Source organism: Methylophilus medardicus, assembly GCF_006363955.1.
In the GTDB taxonomy this organism is placed as follows: domain Bacteria; phylum Pseudomonadota; class Gammaproteobacteria; order Burkholderiales; family Methylophilaceae; genus Methylophilus; species Methylophilus medardensis.
Genome location: NZ_CP040948.1, coordinates 461,849 through 479,570, shown reverse-complemented (window position 1 = coordinate 479,570; position 17,722 = coordinate 461,849). Strand labels below are relative to the sequence as shown.

20 protein-coding genes are annotated in these 17,722 nt (G+C 50.2%); 12 read left to right on the top strand and 8 right to left on the bottom strand.

Going from position 1 to position 17,722, the window contains the following annotated elements:
• Nucleotides 1-76: 76 nt before the first annotated feature.
• The 9 genes from FIT99_RS02365 to FIT99_RS02325 all read left to right on the top strand — a co-directional run bounded on the left by FIT99_RS02365 (nt 77) and on the right by FIT99_RS02325 (nt 5,439).
• Entirely contained in the window at nt 77-742 is a 666-nt protein-coding gene (locus FIT99_RS02365) for an RnfABCDGE type electron transport complex subunit B (protein ID WP_140002565.1), read from the top strand.
• 27 nt (nt 743-769) lie between these two features.
• Nucleotides 770-1,429 (top strand): endonuclease III, encoded by a 660-nt coding sequence (gene nth / locus FIT99_RS02360; RefSeq protein ID WP_140002561.1) that lies wholly within the window; start codon nt 770-772, stop codon nt 1,427-1,429.
• Nucleotides 1,430-1,431: 2 nt separating this feature from the next.
• Nucleotides 1,432-1,881, top strand: a complete 450-nt coding sequence (locus tag FIT99_RS02355) for a DUF1841 family protein (RefSeq protein ID WP_140002559.1) — start codon at nt 1,432-1,434, stop codon at nt 1,879-1,881.
• Nucleotides 1,882-1,901: 20 nt separating this feature from the next.
• Nucleotides 1,902-2,444, top strand: a complete 543-nt coding sequence (locus tag FIT99_RS02350) for a sigma-70 family RNA polymerase sigma factor (RefSeq protein ID WP_140002557.1) — start codon at nt 1,902-1,904, stop codon at nt 2,442-2,444.
• A 26-nt stretch (nt 2,445-2,470) separates the two neighbouring features.
• Nucleotides 2,471-2,719: a zf-HC2 domain-containing protein gene (locus FIT99_RS02345; RefSeq protein WP_140002555.1), complete on the top strand. Its 249-nt coding sequence runs from the start codon at nt 2,471-2,473 to the stop codon at nt 2,717-2,719.
• A gap of 37 nt (nt 2,720-2,756) precedes the next feature.
• Complete coding sequence (locus FIT99_RS02340) at nt 2,757-3,101, top strand: hypothetical protein (protein ID WP_140002553.1); 345 nt, start codon at nt 2,757-2,759, stop codon at nt 3,099-3,101.
• 17 nt (nt 3,102-3,118) lie between these two features.
• Nucleotides 3,119-3,997, top strand: coding sequence for an HvfB family MNIO-type RiPP peptide maturase (locus FIT99_RS02335; protein ID WP_140002550.1), 879 nt, complete (start codon nt 3,119-3,121; stop codon nt 3,995-3,997).
• Nucleotides 3,997-4,782 (top strand): HvfC family RiPP maturation protein, encoded by a 786-nt coding sequence (locus tag FIT99_RS02330; protein ID WP_140002547.1) that lies wholly within the window; start codon nt 3,997-3,999, stop codon nt 4,780-4,782. The genes FIT99_RS02335 and FIT99_RS02330 overlap by 1 nt, the downstream gene beginning before the upstream one ends.
• A gap of 189 nt (nt 4,783-4,971) precedes the next feature.
• Nucleotides 4,972-5,439 carry a MarR family winged helix-turn-helix transcriptional regulator gene (locus FIT99_RS02325; RefSeq protein ID WP_140002544.1) on the top strand — a complete coding sequence of 156 codons (468 nt, stop codon included), beginning with the start codon at nt 4,972-4,974 and terminating at the stop codon, nt 5,437-5,439.
• Nucleotides 5,440-5,521: 82 nt separating this feature from the next.
• Here FIT99_RS02325 and FIT99_RS02320 read toward each other — a convergent pair whose 3' ends face one another.
• From FIT99_RS02320 to FIT99_RS02310, 3 genes are all read right to left on the bottom strand, one after another.
• Nucleotides 5,522-5,707 (bottom strand): DUF1289 domain-containing protein, encoded by a 186-nt coding sequence (locus tag FIT99_RS02320; protein ID WP_140002542.1) that lies wholly within the window; start codon nt 5,705-5,707, stop codon nt 5,522-5,524.
• Between the two features lie 21 nt (nt 5,708-5,728).
• Nucleotides 5,729-8,461, bottom strand: coding sequence for a preprotein translocase subunit SecA (gene secA / locus FIT99_RS02315; protein WP_140002540.1), 2,733 nt, complete (start codon nt 8,459-8,461; stop codon nt 5,729-5,731).
• A gap of 108 nt (nt 8,462-8,569) precedes the next feature.
• Entirely contained in the window at nt 8,570-9,487 is a 918-nt protein-coding gene (locus FIT99_RS02310) for a M23 family metallopeptidase (RefSeq protein ID WP_140002538.1), read from the bottom strand.
• A gap of 97 nt (nt 9,488-9,584) precedes the next feature.
• On the opposite strand from FIT99_RS02310, the gene FIT99_RS02305 reads away from it, so the two are divergent.
• Together FIT99_RS02305 and FIT99_RS02300 are read left to right on the top strand one after the other, a co-directional pair.
• Nucleotides 9,585-10,031, top strand: coding sequence for a DUF721 domain-containing protein (locus FIT99_RS02305; RefSeq protein WP_140002536.1), 447 nt, complete (start codon nt 9,585-9,587; stop codon nt 10,029-10,031).
• A gap of 164 nt (nt 10,032-10,195) precedes the next feature.
• On the top strand, nt 10,196-12,226 hold the full coding sequence (locus FIT99_RS02300) for a sodium-translocating pyrophosphatase (RefSeq protein ID WP_140002534.1): 2,031 nt from the start codon (nt 10,196-10,198) through the stop codon (nt 12,224-12,226).
• 73 nt (nt 12,227-12,299) lie between these two features.
• On the opposite strand, the gene ppa is transcribed toward FIT99_RS02300, so the two are convergent.
• The 4 genes from ppa to gap all read right to left on the bottom strand — a co-directional run bounded on the left by ppa (nt 12,300) and on the right by gap (nt 15,322).
• Complete coding sequence (ppa, locus tag FIT99_RS02295; protein WP_140002532.1) at nt 12,300-12,848, bottom strand: inorganic diphosphatase; 549 nt, start codon at nt 12,846-12,848, stop codon at nt 12,300-12,302.
• Between the two features lie 70 nt (nt 12,849-12,918).
• A complete protein-coding gene (locus tag FIT99_RS02290) occupies nt 12,919-13,215 on the bottom strand; it encodes a YkvA family protein (protein WP_140002530.1) in 297 nt (98 codons plus the stop codon).
• 2 nt (nt 13,216-13,217) lie between these two features.
• The gene (locus FIT99_RS02285) at nt 13,218-14,126 is read right to left on the bottom strand and encodes a phosphoribosylaminoimidazolesuccinocarboxamide synthase (protein ID WP_140002529.1); all 909 of its coding nucleotides are present in this window, start codon (nt 14,124-14,126) and stop codon (nt 13,218-13,220) included.
• Between the two features lie 143 nt (nt 14,127-14,269).
• Nucleotides 14,270-15,322 (bottom strand): type I glyceraldehyde-3-phosphate dehydrogenase, encoded by a 1,053-nt coding sequence (gene gap, locus FIT99_RS02280; protein ID WP_140002527.1) that lies wholly within the window; start codon nt 15,320-15,322, stop codon nt 14,270-14,272.
• 149 nt (nt 15,323-15,471) lie between these two features.
• Here gap and FIT99_RS02275 point away from each other — a divergent pair, with 149 nt between their 5' ends.
• Nucleotides 15,472-16,461: a GGDEF domain-containing protein gene (locus FIT99_RS02275; protein WP_140002525.1), complete on the top strand. Its 990-nt coding sequence runs from the start codon at nt 15,472-15,474 to the stop codon at nt 16,459-16,461.
• Between the two features lie 38 nt (nt 16,462-16,499).
• On the opposite strand, the gene FIT99_RS02270 is transcribed toward FIT99_RS02275, so the two are convergent.
• Nucleotides 16,500-17,693: a phosphoglycerate kinase gene (locus FIT99_RS02270; protein ID WP_140002523.1), complete on the bottom strand. Its 1,194-nt coding sequence runs from the start codon at nt 17,691-17,693 to the stop codon at nt 16,500-16,502.
• Nucleotides 17,694-17,722 lie beyond the last annotated feature (29 nt).

The window sequence follows — 17,722 nt, the reverse complement described above, 5'->3', positions numbered from 1 at the left end:
AACCATGGCCAAACATGGATTCAGTTATAATGATATTTTTCGCTATTAACATTGAATCTCGCCTCGACAACCGCAAATGCAGACCTCCAGTCGACACCATCAGCTGACCACGACGGCAGATGCCGCCAATCAATCGGAAGCAGCGCGCATTGCGCAGATTGATGCGTTGTTGCCGCAAACACAGTGTCGCCAGTGCGGATATGCAGGCTGCAAACCCTATGCCACAGCCATTGCGAGAGGCGAAGCTGAAATCAACCAGTGCCCGCCGGGCGGAGAGATTGGCCTGCGCGCGCTGGCAGACTTGTTACATCGCCCTTATGTGCCTTTAAATCCTGCACATGGTGTAACCAAAGCCAAAATGGTCGCCGTGATCGATGAGACGACCTGCATCGGTTGCACCTTGTGCATCAGCGCTTGCCCGGTAGATGCGATTCTCGGCGCATCAAAACAAATGCATACGGTGATTGGGCAACTGTGCACGGGCTGTGAACTGTGCCTGCCGCCCTGCCCGGTGGATTGCATCGAGATGCAAGTGGTGGATGGCCGGCCAATGGCCATGAACGCCGAAGAGTCCGACCTAGCAAGACAGCGCCATACCCAGCGACTGCACCGACTAGCGCTTGAAAATGATCAAAAGCGCCAAACTAATCACACCGAGTCCTCCTCTAAGGATACGACAGAGAACATTAAAAAACTGGCGATGGCCGCCGCCATCGCTCGTGTCAACGCGCAAAAAGCTTAATAGCTGACCCATGAATGATGCCATGTTATGAACGCACAAAAAAGACTCGCTATTTTTGAACGGCTGGCGCAAGCCATCCCAGATCCAACGACAGAACTTGAACACAGCTCTACCTTTGAACTATTGATTGCAGTCATCTTATCGGCACAAGCGACCGACAAAGGCGTCAATATTGCCACGCGGAAATTATTTAAAGTCGCCAACACACCGCAAGCTATTCTGGATTTAGGTTTAGCCGGATTAGAAAGTTATATCAAAACCATCGGCCTTTACCATGCCAAAGCCAATAATGTTCTCAAGTGCTGCCAGCAACTGGTAGAGCTACATGGCGGCGAAGTGCCAGAGAGCCGAGCTGCACTCGAGGCACTGGCTGGTGTGGGTCGCAAAACGGCTAACGTGATTCTAAACACGGCCTTTGGTCAGCCGACAATTGCAGTCGACACGCATTTGTTTCGCGTCGGCAACCGCACCAAACTAGCGACGGGTAAAAATGTGCTACAGGTTGAGCAGCGCTTTTTAAGCCTCACGCCGAAACAGTTTCTGCGAGATGCGCATCATCTGTTGATTTTGCATGGTCGTTATACCTGCACTGCGCGCAGCCCCAAATGTGGCGATTGCTGTATCGCCGACTTATGTGAATTTCACGACAAACAACTACGTCCGGTAAAACCACCGGCAGAGAGTTAACCATGGCTTTATTCAACCCCAGCCGCGACGAGGTTCGTCAGTTTTTCTTTGATGCTTGGGCCAAATTCAAGCAACAGCAGACGCTCACCCCCCTGGAAAAAATGGCGGTAGGCATTGTGCATATGCATCCTGAATACCATGCCACACTGGATCATCCCGAGCAATCTCTCGAACAAGCCTACTTCCCAGAAATGGGTGAAACCAATCCTTTCTTGCACATGAGCTTGCACCTGTCGATACAAGAGCAGATCAGCATCAATCAACCTATAGGCATCACGCAGGCTTACGGCAACCTGTGCACAAAGTTTCAAGAAGAGCATGAAGCCCAACACGCCTTACTCGAATGTCTAGCTGAAACAATCTGGCTGGCACAGCGCCAACAAACCGGGCTGGATGCTGCGCATTATCTGCAACTCATTGAACAGCGCGCCGGTATTGCCCCTTCAAGCTGAATTATGCTTCAATGACTGCCATGGCGACGAATCCACATGACTGGCTCAATGAGCATGGCGACTATTTATATCGATTTGCACTAGCGAGATTGCGCAATCCACATCAAGCAGAAGATGTGGTGCAAGAAACACTGCTTGCCGCGATCAAAAACCCAAACTATGCCGCGCAATCTAGTCCCCGCACCTGGCTCACAGGGATCTTAAAACACAAAATCATCGACTGCATGCGTAAGCAAGTACGCGAAATACCCGCCTCAGAACTCCTCACCGAAGAGGATGCCAATATGGATGAATTTTTCGACAACACTGGCCACTGGGCAGAAAAACCAGTAGCTTGGGACATCCCACAAGACGCCTTGCAGCAAAAGCAATTTTTACAGATATTGCAGCAATGCATGACGCGGCTACCGCAAAAACTAGCAGCCATTTTTACCATGCGAGACGTGGATGAAATGGAGAATGAAGAAATTTGTAAGGCATTGAATATCACTGCGACCAATGCATGGGTAATGTTATACCGTGCTCGCATGGGACTACGAAAATGTCTTGAAATGCATTGGTAACACGTGAAAGTGAAACGGAAAAAGAGATGTTGAATTGCAAACGAACCAGCGTATTGGTCTCGCAATCACTTGATCGCCCGCTCACTTGGCGTGAGCGCTGGGCAGTCAGGTTGCATTTGCTGATTTGTGTGTATTGCCGCCGCTTTGCACAACAACTTCAGTGGATTCGCCGCGCAATGCAGGGTTGGCAACAGCAAGTGGCCGAAGATAGCGAAGTTGCGTTGTCACAAGACGCACGGGACCGCATTACACAACAACTGGACAAGTTTTACTGATGTCCACTTTTAAACCCTGATTTAAAAAGGAACCAACATGACGACACATAAAATGACTTTCATCTCTGGCGCGATTGCTTTATCGATTGCTGCAGCTGCAGCGCAGGCAGGCAACAATCCCTTTGAACTTAAAACACTGGCTCAAGGCTATCAAGTGGCTGATGCAACGGACGCAAAAGGCAAAGAAGGTAAATGTGGCAGCGGTAAATGTGGCGCAAACATGAAGAAAATGAAAGACTCTAACGGCGGCGCCGACAAAATGAAGGAAGGCTCCTGCCATCATGAAAAAGCCAAAGAAGGCAGCTGCTCAGCGGACAAAATGAAAGAAGGGAGCTGCTCTGCTGAAAAAATGAAAGAAGGTTCTTGCCACGCTAACAAATAACGGATAAAAACAGCATCATGGCGCAGCAATCGGATATTTGTGGTGCAGGCCTGGGGTTAAAGCGCGAATGGCTGCCCCAATTAAAGCAGCAACACGGCCAGCCAAGTCTTGAGCGCTTGCAGTTTTTAGAGATCGCCCCCGAAAACTGGATACAGGCCGGCGGTAAATATGCTGCCGAACTCGACTGGCTAACCCAACATTATCCGATTGCTTGCCATGGTTTGTGTTTATCCTTGGGCGGACCGGATCCGCTAAATGTCGGCTTTCTCAAACAAGTGAAACAGTTTTTAGCCGATTTTGAGATTCCGCTGTACACCGAACATTTAAGCTATTGTAGCGACACCTCCAATGGCTACATTTATGATTTGCTGCCGATTCCCTTTACATCAGAAGCCGTCCACTATGTCGCGCAACGCATCCGACAAACCCAAGACATTCTCGAGCGCCGTATTGCGGTAGAAAATGCTTCTTTTTATGTGGCCGCCCCCATCGCCGACATGGATGAAATCATTTTTATCAATGCCGTATTAAGTGAGGCTGACTGCGACTTGCATTTGGATATTAATAATGTGTATGTAAACAGTGTTAATTTTGGCTTTGATCCCTATGCATTTTTAAACCAACTGCCGGCTGAGCGCATTGTGTACGGCCATATGGCGGGCCACTTACAAATCGAGGACCGTGTATTGGTGGACACGCATGGCGAGTCGATTATTGATCCAGTCTGGCAATTGCTATCGCATGCCTATGACCATTTAGGTGTGTTTCCGACGTTGCTAGAGCGAGATACCAACATCCCACCCTTAACGTCGCTCATGCAAGAGGTGAATCGCATCGCTGAACTGCAACAAACGATGCCTCCTAAAAGCCAACCGATCAGGCGCAAGGTGGCCTGATGCTGCCATTTCAGGCTTACCAGCACGCATTTACTGCGCATTTGCGTGACCCCAAGCGCCACGACAAACCCGACGGCGTCAATGATCAACGCATGCGCATTTACCGCGAGATTGTCTTTAATAATTTTTTAGCCAGTGTGCGTGCTTGTTTTCCAGTCCTTAGCCAGTTACTTGGCAAACGTCGTTTTGGCAAGCTGGTTCGGGCATGCTTCTACGCGCAACCCTTTGAAAGCCCCCTATTCGCGGATATTCCCAAAACGTTTGTCGATTATTTACAAACAGGCACGTTGCCGAATGTAGACATCCCTGCCTTTGCCGCGCAATTAGCCCATTATGAATGGGTGGAACTTGCCGTCAGTCGACAAGTAGAAACGCATCATGACGCCACCATTAGCACGCAAATCACCACCCCGGATGGACTGCGCCCATGCGTGCTGAAATTACCAGAGGTGCACCGTTTATTAGATTATGATTATCCAGTGCAATGCATTTCAAAAAAAAATGCGCACCCCACACCAGAAGCCACGTTTTTATTGGTGTATCGCACACCTGACTATCAGGTGCGGTTTATCCAGTTAAACGTAATCACCTTTCAATTACTGCAGCAATTTCAGGCGAACACTACAAGCGCATTGGATCACCTGACCACGTTAGCACACTCCCTGCCACACCTACCTGCAGCCTCGATCATCGAGTTTGGTTTACAAACCTTGCATACTTTGCATCAGCAGCAAGCGCTTTGCGTCAAATCTCCTTACCCGCTACTTGAAACTTTGCCGCTTTAAAACGACCACCACCACGCGCATCGCACTACCTTTCATCGCTGAAAGCATCCGCTCACGACATAAATACAACTTTTTTGTCAAAAACGACACAATGAGCAAGGAATTTTTATCGCGATAATGTTAGTGAATCCAGTTATTCGTAGGAAACTGGTAAAATGGTCGCTATAAAATATTTACATTTACTTAATTATGCAAAATTCTCTCGCCAAAGAAGCCCTAAAACAATTTCGAATTATTTTCGGCACCGTCAGACAACATTTTAGAGAAATTGAAGCCTCTTGCGGCATCTCTGGCTCTCAGCTTTGGCTGTTGCATGAAATTGCAACGCATCCAGAATTAGGCGTTTCCCGTTTGGCAGAAAACCTAGCCATTCACCAGTCGACCTGTAGCCTGTTGGTTGAAAAGCTGGTTAAAAAAAATCTGGTCGAAAAACAGCGCCTAAGCGAAGATCAACGAAAAGTAGGATTGATCGTGACGGCGGAGGGCTATAGTGTGTTGGCCAAAGCGCCGAAACCGGTGGATGGTATTTTGCCGCAAGTGCTTGCCACGTTAGATATTGATACGCTGCAAAACTTAAACCTCTCGCTCAATTTAGTCATCGGCAAGCTAGATGCACAATCCAATACACTCGGTGCCCACCCGCTCTCAGACCTTTAAGATGGATGCTCAACCCATATAAAAAGCCGGCATTCGCCGGCTTTTTATATGGGTGTTTGATCAGGCAACAGCGTCTAAATCGTTAGTCACCAAATACCGCTGACTCTCTTGCTGCAGCCAGTTTGACCACCTCTGCTTTGCTGGCATTATCCATGTCCCACCATAAGCGAATTTCATCCAGGGTCCTGAAGCAACCCTGACAGAAACCGGTCTCCTCATCCATACTGCATACCCCTACGCAAGGGGATTGAACTTCTAATTCAGACATAGCGATTCCTCTCGTTCTGACTTAGCTCAAGGCGCCGTGGCAGTTTTTGAAACGCTTGCCCGAACCACATGGACAAGGGTCATTACGGCCAACACGCACGCCTTCTGGCAAATCTTGCGCGGAGGCTGCCGCCTCGCCGGTGTTGGTGAGCGCAGAGTCATAATCCGTATGCTGGTACTGAACATTACCGACCTCTGCAGCACGCATGGCTTCCTCGGCGCGACGCTCTTCAGCCTCTAGCTCCTCACGCGAACGCACTTGGACTTGCATCGTAATTTTAGTGACTTCGCTCTTGACGGTATTGAGTAGAGACTCAAACAACTCAAAGGCTTCACGCTTATATTCTTGCTTAGGATTTTTTTGCGCATAAGAACGCAAATGAATCCCTTGACGCAAGTGATCTAACGCAGCCAAATGCTCACGCCAGTGATTATCCAAGCTCTGCAACATCACTGCGCGTTCGAAGTTGCGCATATTATCATTGCCGGCCATCGCCTCTTTGCCTGCATAACTCTCGTTAGCCGCATTTAACACGCGCTCACGCAGTGTTTCTTCGTGCAAATCAGGATTGCTTTCCAGCCACTCACCCACAGGTAACGGCATGTTCAGCTCTTCTTGCAAGGCTTGCTCTAAGGCAGCGATGTCCCATTGCTCCTCGACACTGCCCGGCGGAATATGCGTATTAAATAAGCTGTTGATCACATCTTCACGCATGGCACGGATCGTCTGACCGACATCGACAGATTCGAGTAATTCATTGCGCTGCTCGTAAATCACTTTACGTTGGTCATTAGAGACATCATCATATTCGAGCAATTGCTTACGAATATCAAAGTTGCGACCTTCGACCTTACGTTGCGCATTCTCAATCGCACGTGTCACCATGGCATGTTCAATGGCTTCGCCTTCTGGCATATTCAAACGCGTCATAATCGCAGCCACGCGCTCGCCTGAGAAAATGCGGAGTAACTGATCTTCTAAAGACAAGTAAAAACGACTTGAACCGGGATCGCCTTGACGGCCAGAACGGCCACGCAGCTGATTATCGACACGACGTGACTCATGACGCTCGGTGCCAATGATATGCAAACCACCTGCCGCCAATACCGCATCATGCCGTTGTTGCCACTCAGCTTTAATCTGAGCAATTTTAGTTTCTTTGTCGGCATCACTCAAACTTGCATCATGACGGATGGCGTGCACTTCACCTTCAGAGTTACCGCCCAACACAATATCAGTGCCGCGACCAGCCATATTGGTTGCGATTGTGATCATGCCGGGACGTCCCGCCTCAGCGACGATGGTAGCTTCGCGCTCATGCTGTTTGGCGTTTAACACTTGGTGATCCAGCTTGGCCTGCGTGAGCAACTGTGAAATAAGTTCTGAATTCTCAATCGATGTCGTACCCACCAGCACTGGCTGACCTTTGGCCTGACATTGCTTGATATCTTCAATCACCGCCTTGTATTTTTCCATGCCAGTGCGATACACCTTGTCCATCGCATCTGCGCGCTGCACGGGTCTATGGGTTGGAATCACGACCGTTTCCAACGCATAAATCTGATTAAACTCGTAGGCCTCGGTATCCGCTGTCCCCGTCATGCCACTCAGTTTTTGATACATACGGAAGTAATTTTGGAACGTGATAGAGGCCAGCGTCTGGTTCTCTTTCTGAATGGTAACGCCTTCTTTAGCTTCGACCGCTTGATGCAGACCATCTGACCAACGACGCCCAGGCATCATACGGCCAGAAAACTCATCGACAATCACAATCTCATTGTTACGCACCACATAATGCTGGTCACGGTGATAGAGATTTTGTGCGCGCAACGAAGCATACAAGTGATGCACCAAGGTAATATTCGCCGGCTCATACAAACTTGAACCAGCGGTTAACAGGCCACTTTGTTCAAGCAGCTGCTCTGCATGTTCGTGCCCCACTTCACTCATGGTCACGCTCTGTGCTTTTTCATCCACCCAGAAATCGCCCTCACCGTCTTCGACTTGCTGGCGGACTAACTGCTTGGCCACTTCATTAATCGCACCGTATAAATCAACGCTATGCTCAGCTTGACCAGAGATGATCAAGGGCGTGCGTGCTTCATCAATCAAGATGGAGTCTACTTCATCGACCAAAGCATAATGCAAAGGACGCTGCACGCGCTCTTCTTTGCTAAACACCATGTTGTCACGCAAGTAGTCAAAACCAAACTCGTTATTGGTGCCGTAAGTAATGTCTGCGGCATAGGCTTGTTGTTTGGCATCATGCGGCATTTGCGACAGATTGATACCAACGCTTAACCCTAAAAAGTTGTAGAGTTGCCCCATCCATTCCGCATCGCGCTTGGCAAGATAATCGTTCACGGTGACCACATGCACGCCTTTACCGGTCAGCGCATTTAAGTAGGTAGGAAGGGTCGCGACCAGGGTTTTACCCTCACCGGTACGCATTTCAGCAATTTTGCCAGCATTCAGCACCATGCCGCCAATCAGCTGCACATCGAAGTGACGCATGCCCAATGCACGCTTGCTGCCCTCTCGCACCACGGCAAACGCTTCGGGGAGCAACTTATCTAAGGATTCGCCATTGGCGTAACGTTGTTTAAACGCTTCGGTTTTTGCCCGCAACTCTTCATCGCTCAATGCCTGGGTGGCAGGCTCTAATGCATTGATTTGTTTGACGGTTTGTTGATACTGTTTGACCAGTCGATCATTGCGACTGCCAAATAATTTTTTAAACAACGAGGCTAACATGAGTCACACCGATTTCCGCAAGCGCGGGGTTAAATTGGAATAAAGCGAGATTGTATAAGATATAGCGTGAGGTTGTCTCAATTATTGCACGTCAGATCTGGATTTACCTTAGGAATGATTCCTCAGGTATTCTCTGGGATCCAGCGGGTTGCCATTGAGACGAATTTCATAGTGTAAATGCGGGCCCGTAGAGCGACCAGTACTGCCAATCAAGGCGATCTTCTGCCCTTTCATGACGCGGTCACCTGGCTTTACCAACAACCTGGAGTTGTGCGCATAACGGGTTTCGAGGCCTGAGCCGTGGTCAATCTTCAACAAATTGCCATAATCCGGTGTTTGTACGGCAGTGATGACAATCCCGTCCGCCGCTGCGAATACCGGCATGCCCACAGATGCCGGAAAGTCGAGCCCCTCATGAAACGCCCTATGTCCACTCATGGGATCAATCCGCCAGCCATAACTGGATGAACTGTAAGCCGCTTCGACCGGGCTGCTGTTAGGCAGCATCTCGCGCAACACACTTTTCTGGAGCAATTTTGCTTCAATCTTGCCTTGAAACGCATCACGAAAATCCAGATCAGCCGACATTTGCTCAATGGTGGCTTTTAAATCTTCTTCACTCAATGGGGAGTCTTTCACCAACGGCCCACCTTGACCTAATGGTGCACTCGTCGGCACTTCGTTCACCAAGGTTCGCTCATTGATCGGCTCGGCAGTAGATCTGACACCTGCCAATTTCGATAAGCGCTGATTCTGCGCATCTAGTCGCAGTATCCGTGCTTGCAATTCACCAATCTGCTTGGCATAAGCATCTAAATGACTTTGGGTCGATAACATCGCACCACGCAGGTGCGGAGGCAACATCGCCTTAACGCCTTGCGACTTGATAACCTGCTGTGGCGTAATAAATAATAAGGTTAATACCACTGGCACTAACACCAACGCCAACGCGATCCCTACGCTTTCAAACATGCCCAGCGTTTTGGGCTTCGCCATTTTTTCTGAAACAATAATGATATTAATCATGCTAAGAACTCTCGCTATTCACCGGCGGATCCATGGCAAGCCAACGATCACAGCCTAGGTGGTGTACAATATTCATGCATTCTGTAGACAATCCGCCATGTTCAAAATCAATCAGATTTTCAAGCATCACAACGATCTCAAGCCGCTGTTACAAGAAGCGGATGATCGGCAGCATTTACAGCAATGTTGGTCTGCAGTTGCCCCGGAACTCGCCAAGCTTTCACACGTATTGGCACACCATGATGGTGCACTCACCATCGCCGTGCACTCCGGCGCGGTGGCCAGCAGAATCAGGTTAATGGAACCCCAACTGTTGCAAAAAATCCGGGATTTCTGTCAAAACTCCCGGAAAATCAAAGGCTTAAACCTTAACGCAATTAAGGTCAAAGTGCAAGTAAAATCTCGCCCGCCAAGCAAGCATAAACGCATCAAAGCCCCTTCTAATCAGGCTTTAAATACGCTTGAGTCCTACGCAAACGAAGCGAATAATCCAGCATTAGAGGCCGCACTGCGCCATTTCATTGATCGCCAACGCCACGACTGACTCCCCCTTTGCGCACTGAAAAACGGGCACCGAAAACGCGCTTGTAGATGCACTTTAATAGTGCAATAATGCCTTCAACCTGTAACATTTAGTTTACAAATATCACCACAGGTTGCTCAAGCATCACTACGTTCAACGCAGTCTCATCAGGAACAGGAGAAGTCATGTCAGTCGCATTAATGTTAGCCCTCAGTGCTGCAGTGTTGGCGGTGCTATATGGCGTAGTAATGAGTCAATGGATTTCAGGATTGCCCGCTGGCAATGCCCGCATGCAAGAAATTGCAGGCGCCATTCAACAAGGCGCGGCCGCGTATTTATCAAGGCAATATAAAGCCATCTCGTTGGTAGGCGTTGTGTTGGCCATACTGATCGGTGTGTTTTTAAACCTGCAAACAGCGCTCGGCTTTTTAGTGGGCGCGATCCTCTCCGGCGCGTGCGGATTTATTGGCATGAATGTGTCAGTCAAAGCCAATGTGCGCACGGCGCAGGCGGCCACGAACGGTATCGGTGCTGCGCTGGATGTCGCGTTTAAAGGGGGCGCCATTACCGGCATGCTGGTGGTTGGCCTCGGTTTGTTGGGCGTGGCTGGTTTCTACCTCTACCTTGGGGCTGAGCAAGCAGTCGATTTAAATCCCTTGATTGGTCTAGCCTTTGGCTCCTCTTTGATTTCTATTTTTGCCCGCCTAGGCGGCGGCATATTCACCAAAGGCGCTGATGTCGGCGCCGACCTTGTTGGCAAGGTGGAGGCAGGCATTCCAGAAGATGATCCGCGCAACCCTGCGGTGATTGCGGATAACGTCGGTGACAATGTGGGCGACTGTGCAGGCATGGCGGCGGACCTGTTTGAAACCTATGCCGTGACACTGATTGCAACCATGGTGCTTGGTAGTCTGATGGCGGCAGAAGCAGGCACCAATGGCGTGATTTATCCCCTACTGCTGGGGGCAGTCTCTATTGTCGCGTCGATCATCGGCTGTTTCTTTGTCAAAGCCTCGCCCGGCATGATCAACGTGATGCCAGCCTTATACAAAGGGTTGGCGGTCGCGGGTGTGCTGTCTTTGATTGCCTTCTACTTCGTCACCCAATATGTGTTTCCGCAAGGCTATACTCATGGTGAAGTCACAGTGTCTAACCAAGCGCTATTCGGCGCTTGCGCGGTCGGTTTGGTACTCACTGCTGCCTTGGTTTTGATTACCGAATACTACACCGGGACGGATTACGCCCCAGTCAAGCATGTGGCACAAGCGTCAACCACTGGCCATGCCACCAATATCATTGCTGGCATTGGCGTCTCCATGAAGTCTACCGCCTTACCGGTATTGTCCGTGTGTGTGGCTATTTATGTGGCTTTTTATCTAGCCGGCCTCTATGGGGTGGCGATTGCGGCGATGGCAATGCTGAGCATGGCAGGCATCGTCGTGGCCCTAGATGCGTATGGCCCGATCACAGACAATGCTGGCGGCATCGCAGAAATGGCTGAACTACCCAGCAGTGTGCGCGAAGTGACGGACCCGCTCGATGCGGTAGGCAACACGACCAAAGCTGTGACCAAAGGCTATGCCATTGGCTCCGCTGGCTTGGCTTCACTCGTATTATTTGCTGACTACACGCACAAGCTCGAAAGCGCCGGCATCACTGCCAGTTTTGATTTAAGCGACCCCAAAGTGATTATTGGCTTGTTTATTGGCGGCCTAATTCCCTACTTGTTTGCGGCGATGGCGATGGAGGCGGTGGGTCGTGCGGCAAGCAGTGTGGTTGAAGAAGTACGTCGCCAGTTTCGCGAAATTAAAGGCATTATGGAAGGCACAGCCAAGCCGGAATATGGCAAAGCAGTCGATATGCTCACCAGTGCAGCGATTAAAGAAATGATGTTGCCTTCGCTATTGCCCGTCGCGGCACCCATACTAGTGGGGCTATTTTTAGGGCCAGTGGCATTGGGTGGCTTGTTGATGGGGACCATCGTGACCGGGCTGTTCGTAGCGATCTCCATGTGCACCGGCGGTGGCGCATGGGATAACGCAAAAAAATATATTGAAGATGGTCATCATGGTGGCAAGGGCTCGGATGCGCACAAGGCTGCTGTGACGGGTGACACGGTGGGTGACCCTTATAAAGACACAGCAGGCCCGGCGGTGAACCCGCTGATCAAAATCATCAATATTGTGGCATTACTGATCGTTCCGTTATTGCATTAAATCCAAGCGAAACATGCGAGTATAAAAAAAGCCGGGTAAATTCACCCGGCTTTTTTGTATTCTGTGAAGCGCGTTAAAAAGCTGGCTTCACTTCTGCATCGTTATAACGAACCACACCATCATTGATTTCCTGATGCGCCTCATCAATACCAACCCAACCTTCAATTTTGACCCATTTACCTTTGTCCAAGTCTTTATAGTGCTCAAAGAAGTGAGCAATCATGTCTAAGCGCCATGGGGACAAATCGCTCAGCGTTTTTTGGTAGGCGTACAGGCCACAAACTTTAGCGATCGGCACCGCCAATATTTTGGCATCACCGCCTGCTTCATCGGTCATTTTCAGCATGCCCAAGGCACGGCAGCGCACCACAACCCCTGGTAACAAAGGAACAGGCGTGATCACCAGCACATCGACCGGGTCTCCATCGTCACCCAGCGTATGCGGAATATAGCCATAATTGCAAGGATACTGCATGGAAGTGCCCATGAAGCGGTCCACAAACAAGGCACCACTCTCTTTGTCTACTTCATACTTGACCGGGTCGCCGTTAGCCGGAATTTCGATAATGACGTTAAAGTCGTGCGGCAGGTCTTTGCCGCTTGGTACCAAATTCAAAGACATCTTCTTAAACCCATTTCAACAAAAAGCGCCATTATAGGCGAATAATATGAACATTTGCTGGCAAACAGCACTATTTTTGCGTTAACGCAACCTGCACAGAATCACGACATGCCTGGCGAACACTGACAGGAATCAGCCTGAGTGCCAAATACAATAACAATGGCACAATCACCAGCTCATCGAGCTGCCCAATCACCGGGATGAAGTCGGGAATCAGATCGAATGGCAACACCAGGTACGCCAGTGCCAGCCATAACAACCCTCTTGCCAGCTTAGGGGTCTCAGGGTGCGCATGCAGTGCACGATAAAATGCCACCTCTTGCTTAAATCGGCTGGCCAACTCGGCCAATTGCGCGCGAAAACCCATTACTATGCCGATGCTTCAACCGCTAACGTGCGTCCGGTCAGCTTGGCAAAGGCCTCCATGTATTTGTCCGATGTCCGTTGTGCCACCTCTGGCGGCAATTCGGGGCCTGGCGCGGTTTTATCCCAACCACAACTCTCCAGCCAATCGCGGACATATTGCTTATCATAACTGGGCGGATTGCTGCCAATTTGGTACTGATCGGCCGGCCAAAAACGTGAAGAGTCAGGCGTCAGCGCCTCATCCATCACATGCAGCACGCCTTGCGCATCGAGACCAAACTCAAACTTGGTATCGGCAATGATAATGCCCTTGGTACGCGCATATTCGGCAGCCCGGGTGTAGAGCGCAATCGCCGCCTGTTCAACCTGCGCCGTCATTTCTTTGCCGATTAAGGCCTCGACTTGCGCAATACTAATGTTCTCATCATGGTCCCCAACCGCCGCTTTGCTGGATGGCGTAAACAAAGGCTTGGGTAATTGTTGCGCCAATTGCAAACCAGCAGGCAATGGAATATCGCACACGGTGCCTTTGGCTGCATACTCTTTCCAGCCACTGCCCACCAAATAACCACGCACGATCGCTTCCAGCGGCAAAGGCTTGAGTTTTTTGACCACCATAGCACGCCCCTTCACTTGCTCGACTTCGTCCGGCGCTACCACAGTCTCTGGGGCAATACCGGTTAAATGGTTCGGCACCACCGCTTGCAACTGCTCAAACCAAAAGTTAGCCATTTGCGTCAGCATGGCGCCTTTGTGTGCAATGCCCGTTGGCAAAATCACATCAAACGCGCTCAAGCGGTCGGTACTCACCAACAACATGGTATCCGCGTCGATATCATAAATATCACGCACCTTACCTTGGTGCAGTTTCTTCAGGCTTTTGATGGAGGTTTCGAGCAAAGGCGCGCGCATAATGTCTATCACATGAGTAAAAGTCATATTATAAAGGGGCGGCGACCTTAGAGGCGAGTAAATTGTCTGTCTCAACGATCAGCGCTGGTGGGGACTACTCAAAACAGTGCCGATCACGATTATCCAAATGGATAAACGTGTCATTAAGCTGCCTCTGCCACCGCCTCAGGCAGGTCTGCCATCGACAGCTTGGCATAACTGACATAACGCGTTAAACGCAGCAAATTACAGGTATACCCATACTCATTGTCATACCAGCCGATCACTTTCACAAAGGTCGGATCCAACATAATACCGGCGCCTGCATCAAAGACGCTGGCGGCCGGATAGCCCCGAAAATCACTAGAGACCACCGCCTCTTCGGTATACCCGAGCACCCCCTTCAGGTCACGCTCTGAGGCATACTTCATCACCGCACAGATTTCTTCATAGCTGGTGGCTTGTTGCAATTCCACAGTGAGGTCCACCACAGACACATCTGCCGAGGGAATCCGCATAGACATGCCAGTCAGTTTCTTATTCAGTGAAGGAATCACCTTACCCACCGCTTTGGCGGCACCCGTACTCGAAGGAATAATGTTTTCAAATACACCGCGCCCGCCGCGCCAATCTTTGTTAGACGTACCATCCACAGTTTTTTGCGTGGCGGTCGCCGCATGAATGGTGGTCATCAACCCGCGCTTCACGCCAAAATGATCATGCAACACTTTAACAATCGGTGCGAGCCCGTTGGTGGTACATGACGCCGCGGAGACAATATCTTCCCCGCGATAATGATAGTGATTCACCCCGTACACGTACATCGGCGTATCGTCTTTTCCCGGCGCGGACTGAACGACAATACGTGCACCGCCGGCAATATGCGCAGCACACGTTTCTTGGGTCAGGAACACGCCCGTGCATTCGATCACCACATCAACCGCCTCTTGTGTCCAATCGATATCCGCCGGGTTGCTGTGCGCGGTCAAACGGATTTTCTTGCCATTGATCACCAAAAAGTCGCCCTCTAACTGTGCATCTTGTGCCAACCTACCGTGCACCGAGTCATATTTGAGCATATACAGCATATGATCAGGTGCCTCGATGCCGTTAATCGCCACCACTTCCAAATCGTTGAATTCTGCCTGATTTAATGCGGCGCGCAGCACCATACGACCAATACGACCAAAACCGTTAATGCCCACCCTGATACCCATTTTTGACTCCTTTGTCACTGGATAGCTTTTATAAAGCAAGTTTGATGCTAATGTTCAACCATAAAGGATTAGACAGCCGCGACAGCCTTGCATAGAATGAGCATGAATATATTCACGTTTAACACAAAACGCTTGCCCATCGGAAATTTGTGAACATCGCAGAACAATTACTGAGTGGTATTTTGGAAACACTCTCATTGCAAATTGCAGTGATTGATGAGGCCGGCAGTATTATTTACGTCAATCAGTCTTGGCGAGCCTTCGGCTTATTGTACGGCCTATCCTTAGATACTGACTGGTTTGGCATCAGTTATCTAGATATTTGTCGCGCAAACGAAGATACCAATCAACCATTGTTACTGGACGGTATCGAGCGCGTCCTCAGCGGCTCCATCGCACAATTTACCACTGACTATTTGTGTCACACCCCGACGCAGGAGCCAACCTGGCTCACTTTGCATTTGCAACCCATGCAAACGACGTTGGCAGATGGTCAGTTGTTTTTACTGTCGCTCACCAACATCACCCATCACAAACAAACTGAAGATCGCATGTCGGCGCTGACACTGACTGACCCGCTCACTGGGCTGGCCAATCGTCGGCGGCTTGAACAATTTATGCGCGATGAGTGGTCTCGAGCAATTCGCCATCAGTCCAGCTTGAGTGTCATGATGGTCGATGCAGACCATTTCAAGCAATTAAACGACAGTATGGGACATGCTGCGGGCGATGATTGTTTACGCCAGTTGGCTAGCATATTAAAACGCTACAGCAATCGGCCGGGAGACTTGGCTGCGCGCTACGGCGGTGAGGAGTTCGTCTTGGTGCTCAGCCAGACGACACAGCAAGAAGCCGCAAAAATTGCTGAGAGGATACGCCAAAAGGTCATGGCACTGGATATTCGCTTTGCAGGTCATCGCCTAATGACGGTGAGCATCGGTGTTGCCGCGCTCGGCATTCAGCAATCACAATCACATAAAGCGCAGCATGCGCGCAACCAGTGGCTCAATTTTAGTGAGGATGGCAACTTACTGCTCGAGCAAGCCGATAAGGCGCTATACGTGGCCAAAAAACAGGGCCGCAACCGCGTCGAAGTCTACGATAAACATCACCGGCTGACGGTGCCGCTCTCGGTTTAAGATTCGCGCGGCAATGCGCCGTCAGCAACCCGCAGCAATTAAGCGGCCCGCGCTTCTAAAATAGCCACCGCAGGCAAGGTTTTACCCTCTAAAAACTCCAAAAATGCGCCACCAGCCGTCGATATATAAGACACTTTATCGTAAATGCCATACTTTTGAATCGCAGCAATGGTGTCACCGCCCCCTGCGAGCGTGAACGCCTTGGTCTCGGCAATGGCTTTAGCGATGGTTTTAGTGCCTTCGCCAAACTGATCAAATTCAAACACACCTACCGGGCCATTCCAGACCACCGTGCCTGCCTGCATGATGATGTCGACTAACTCCGCCGCAGACTGCACGCCAATATCAAAAATCATCTCGTCCGGGGCAACCTCAGTAGCTGACTTTTTAATCGCAGGCTCGTTGGCATCAAACTGTTTGCCAACCACCACGTCTTTCGCAATTGGCACGCAAGCGCCACGCGCAGACATTTTCCCCATCAGACATTTGGCCGTTTCAAGCAGGTCATCTTCACATAAAGATTTCCCCACTTCTTGCCCTGAGGCTTTGAGGAAGGTGTTAGCGATGCCTCCACCAACAACCAATTGATCCACCTTGTCAGACAAACTTTCCAATACGGTCAACTTGGTTGAGACTTTAGAGCCGCCAACAATAGCGACCAGTGGCCGTGCCGGCGCCAACAATGCTTTACTCAGTGCATCGAGTTCTTGCGTCAGCAAAATACCCGCGCAGGCCACTGGCGCAAATTTGGCAATCCCATGTGTCGAGGCTTCTGCGCGATGAGCGGTGCCAAAAGCATCCATCACAAATACGTCACACAAGGCCGCATATTTTTTAGCTAACTCATCGTTATTTTTCTTCTCACCGACATTAAAGCGGCAATTCTCCAGCAAAATGAGCTCGCCTTCCCCCGTGGATAAACTGTCTTGCGGCGCATTCGGCGCCAGCCAGTTTTTCACCAAACGCACCGGCTGCCCGAGTAATCGACTCATCACATCCGCGACTGGTTGCAAGGAATTCTCTTCGCTGTACACGCCCTCCTCCGGGCGTCCCAAATGCGAAGTCACCATCACCTTGGCACCGGCTTTGAGCGCAAATTCAATGGTCGGCATACTGGCGACAATCCTAGCATCACTCGTCACCACGCCATCCTTCACCGGCACGTTAAGGTCAGCGCGGATAAATACGCGTTTGCCACGCAAATCGAGGTCAGTCATTTTGATGAATTTCATGAAGTTCTCCCTTGGGCGGTCGCCGCCGC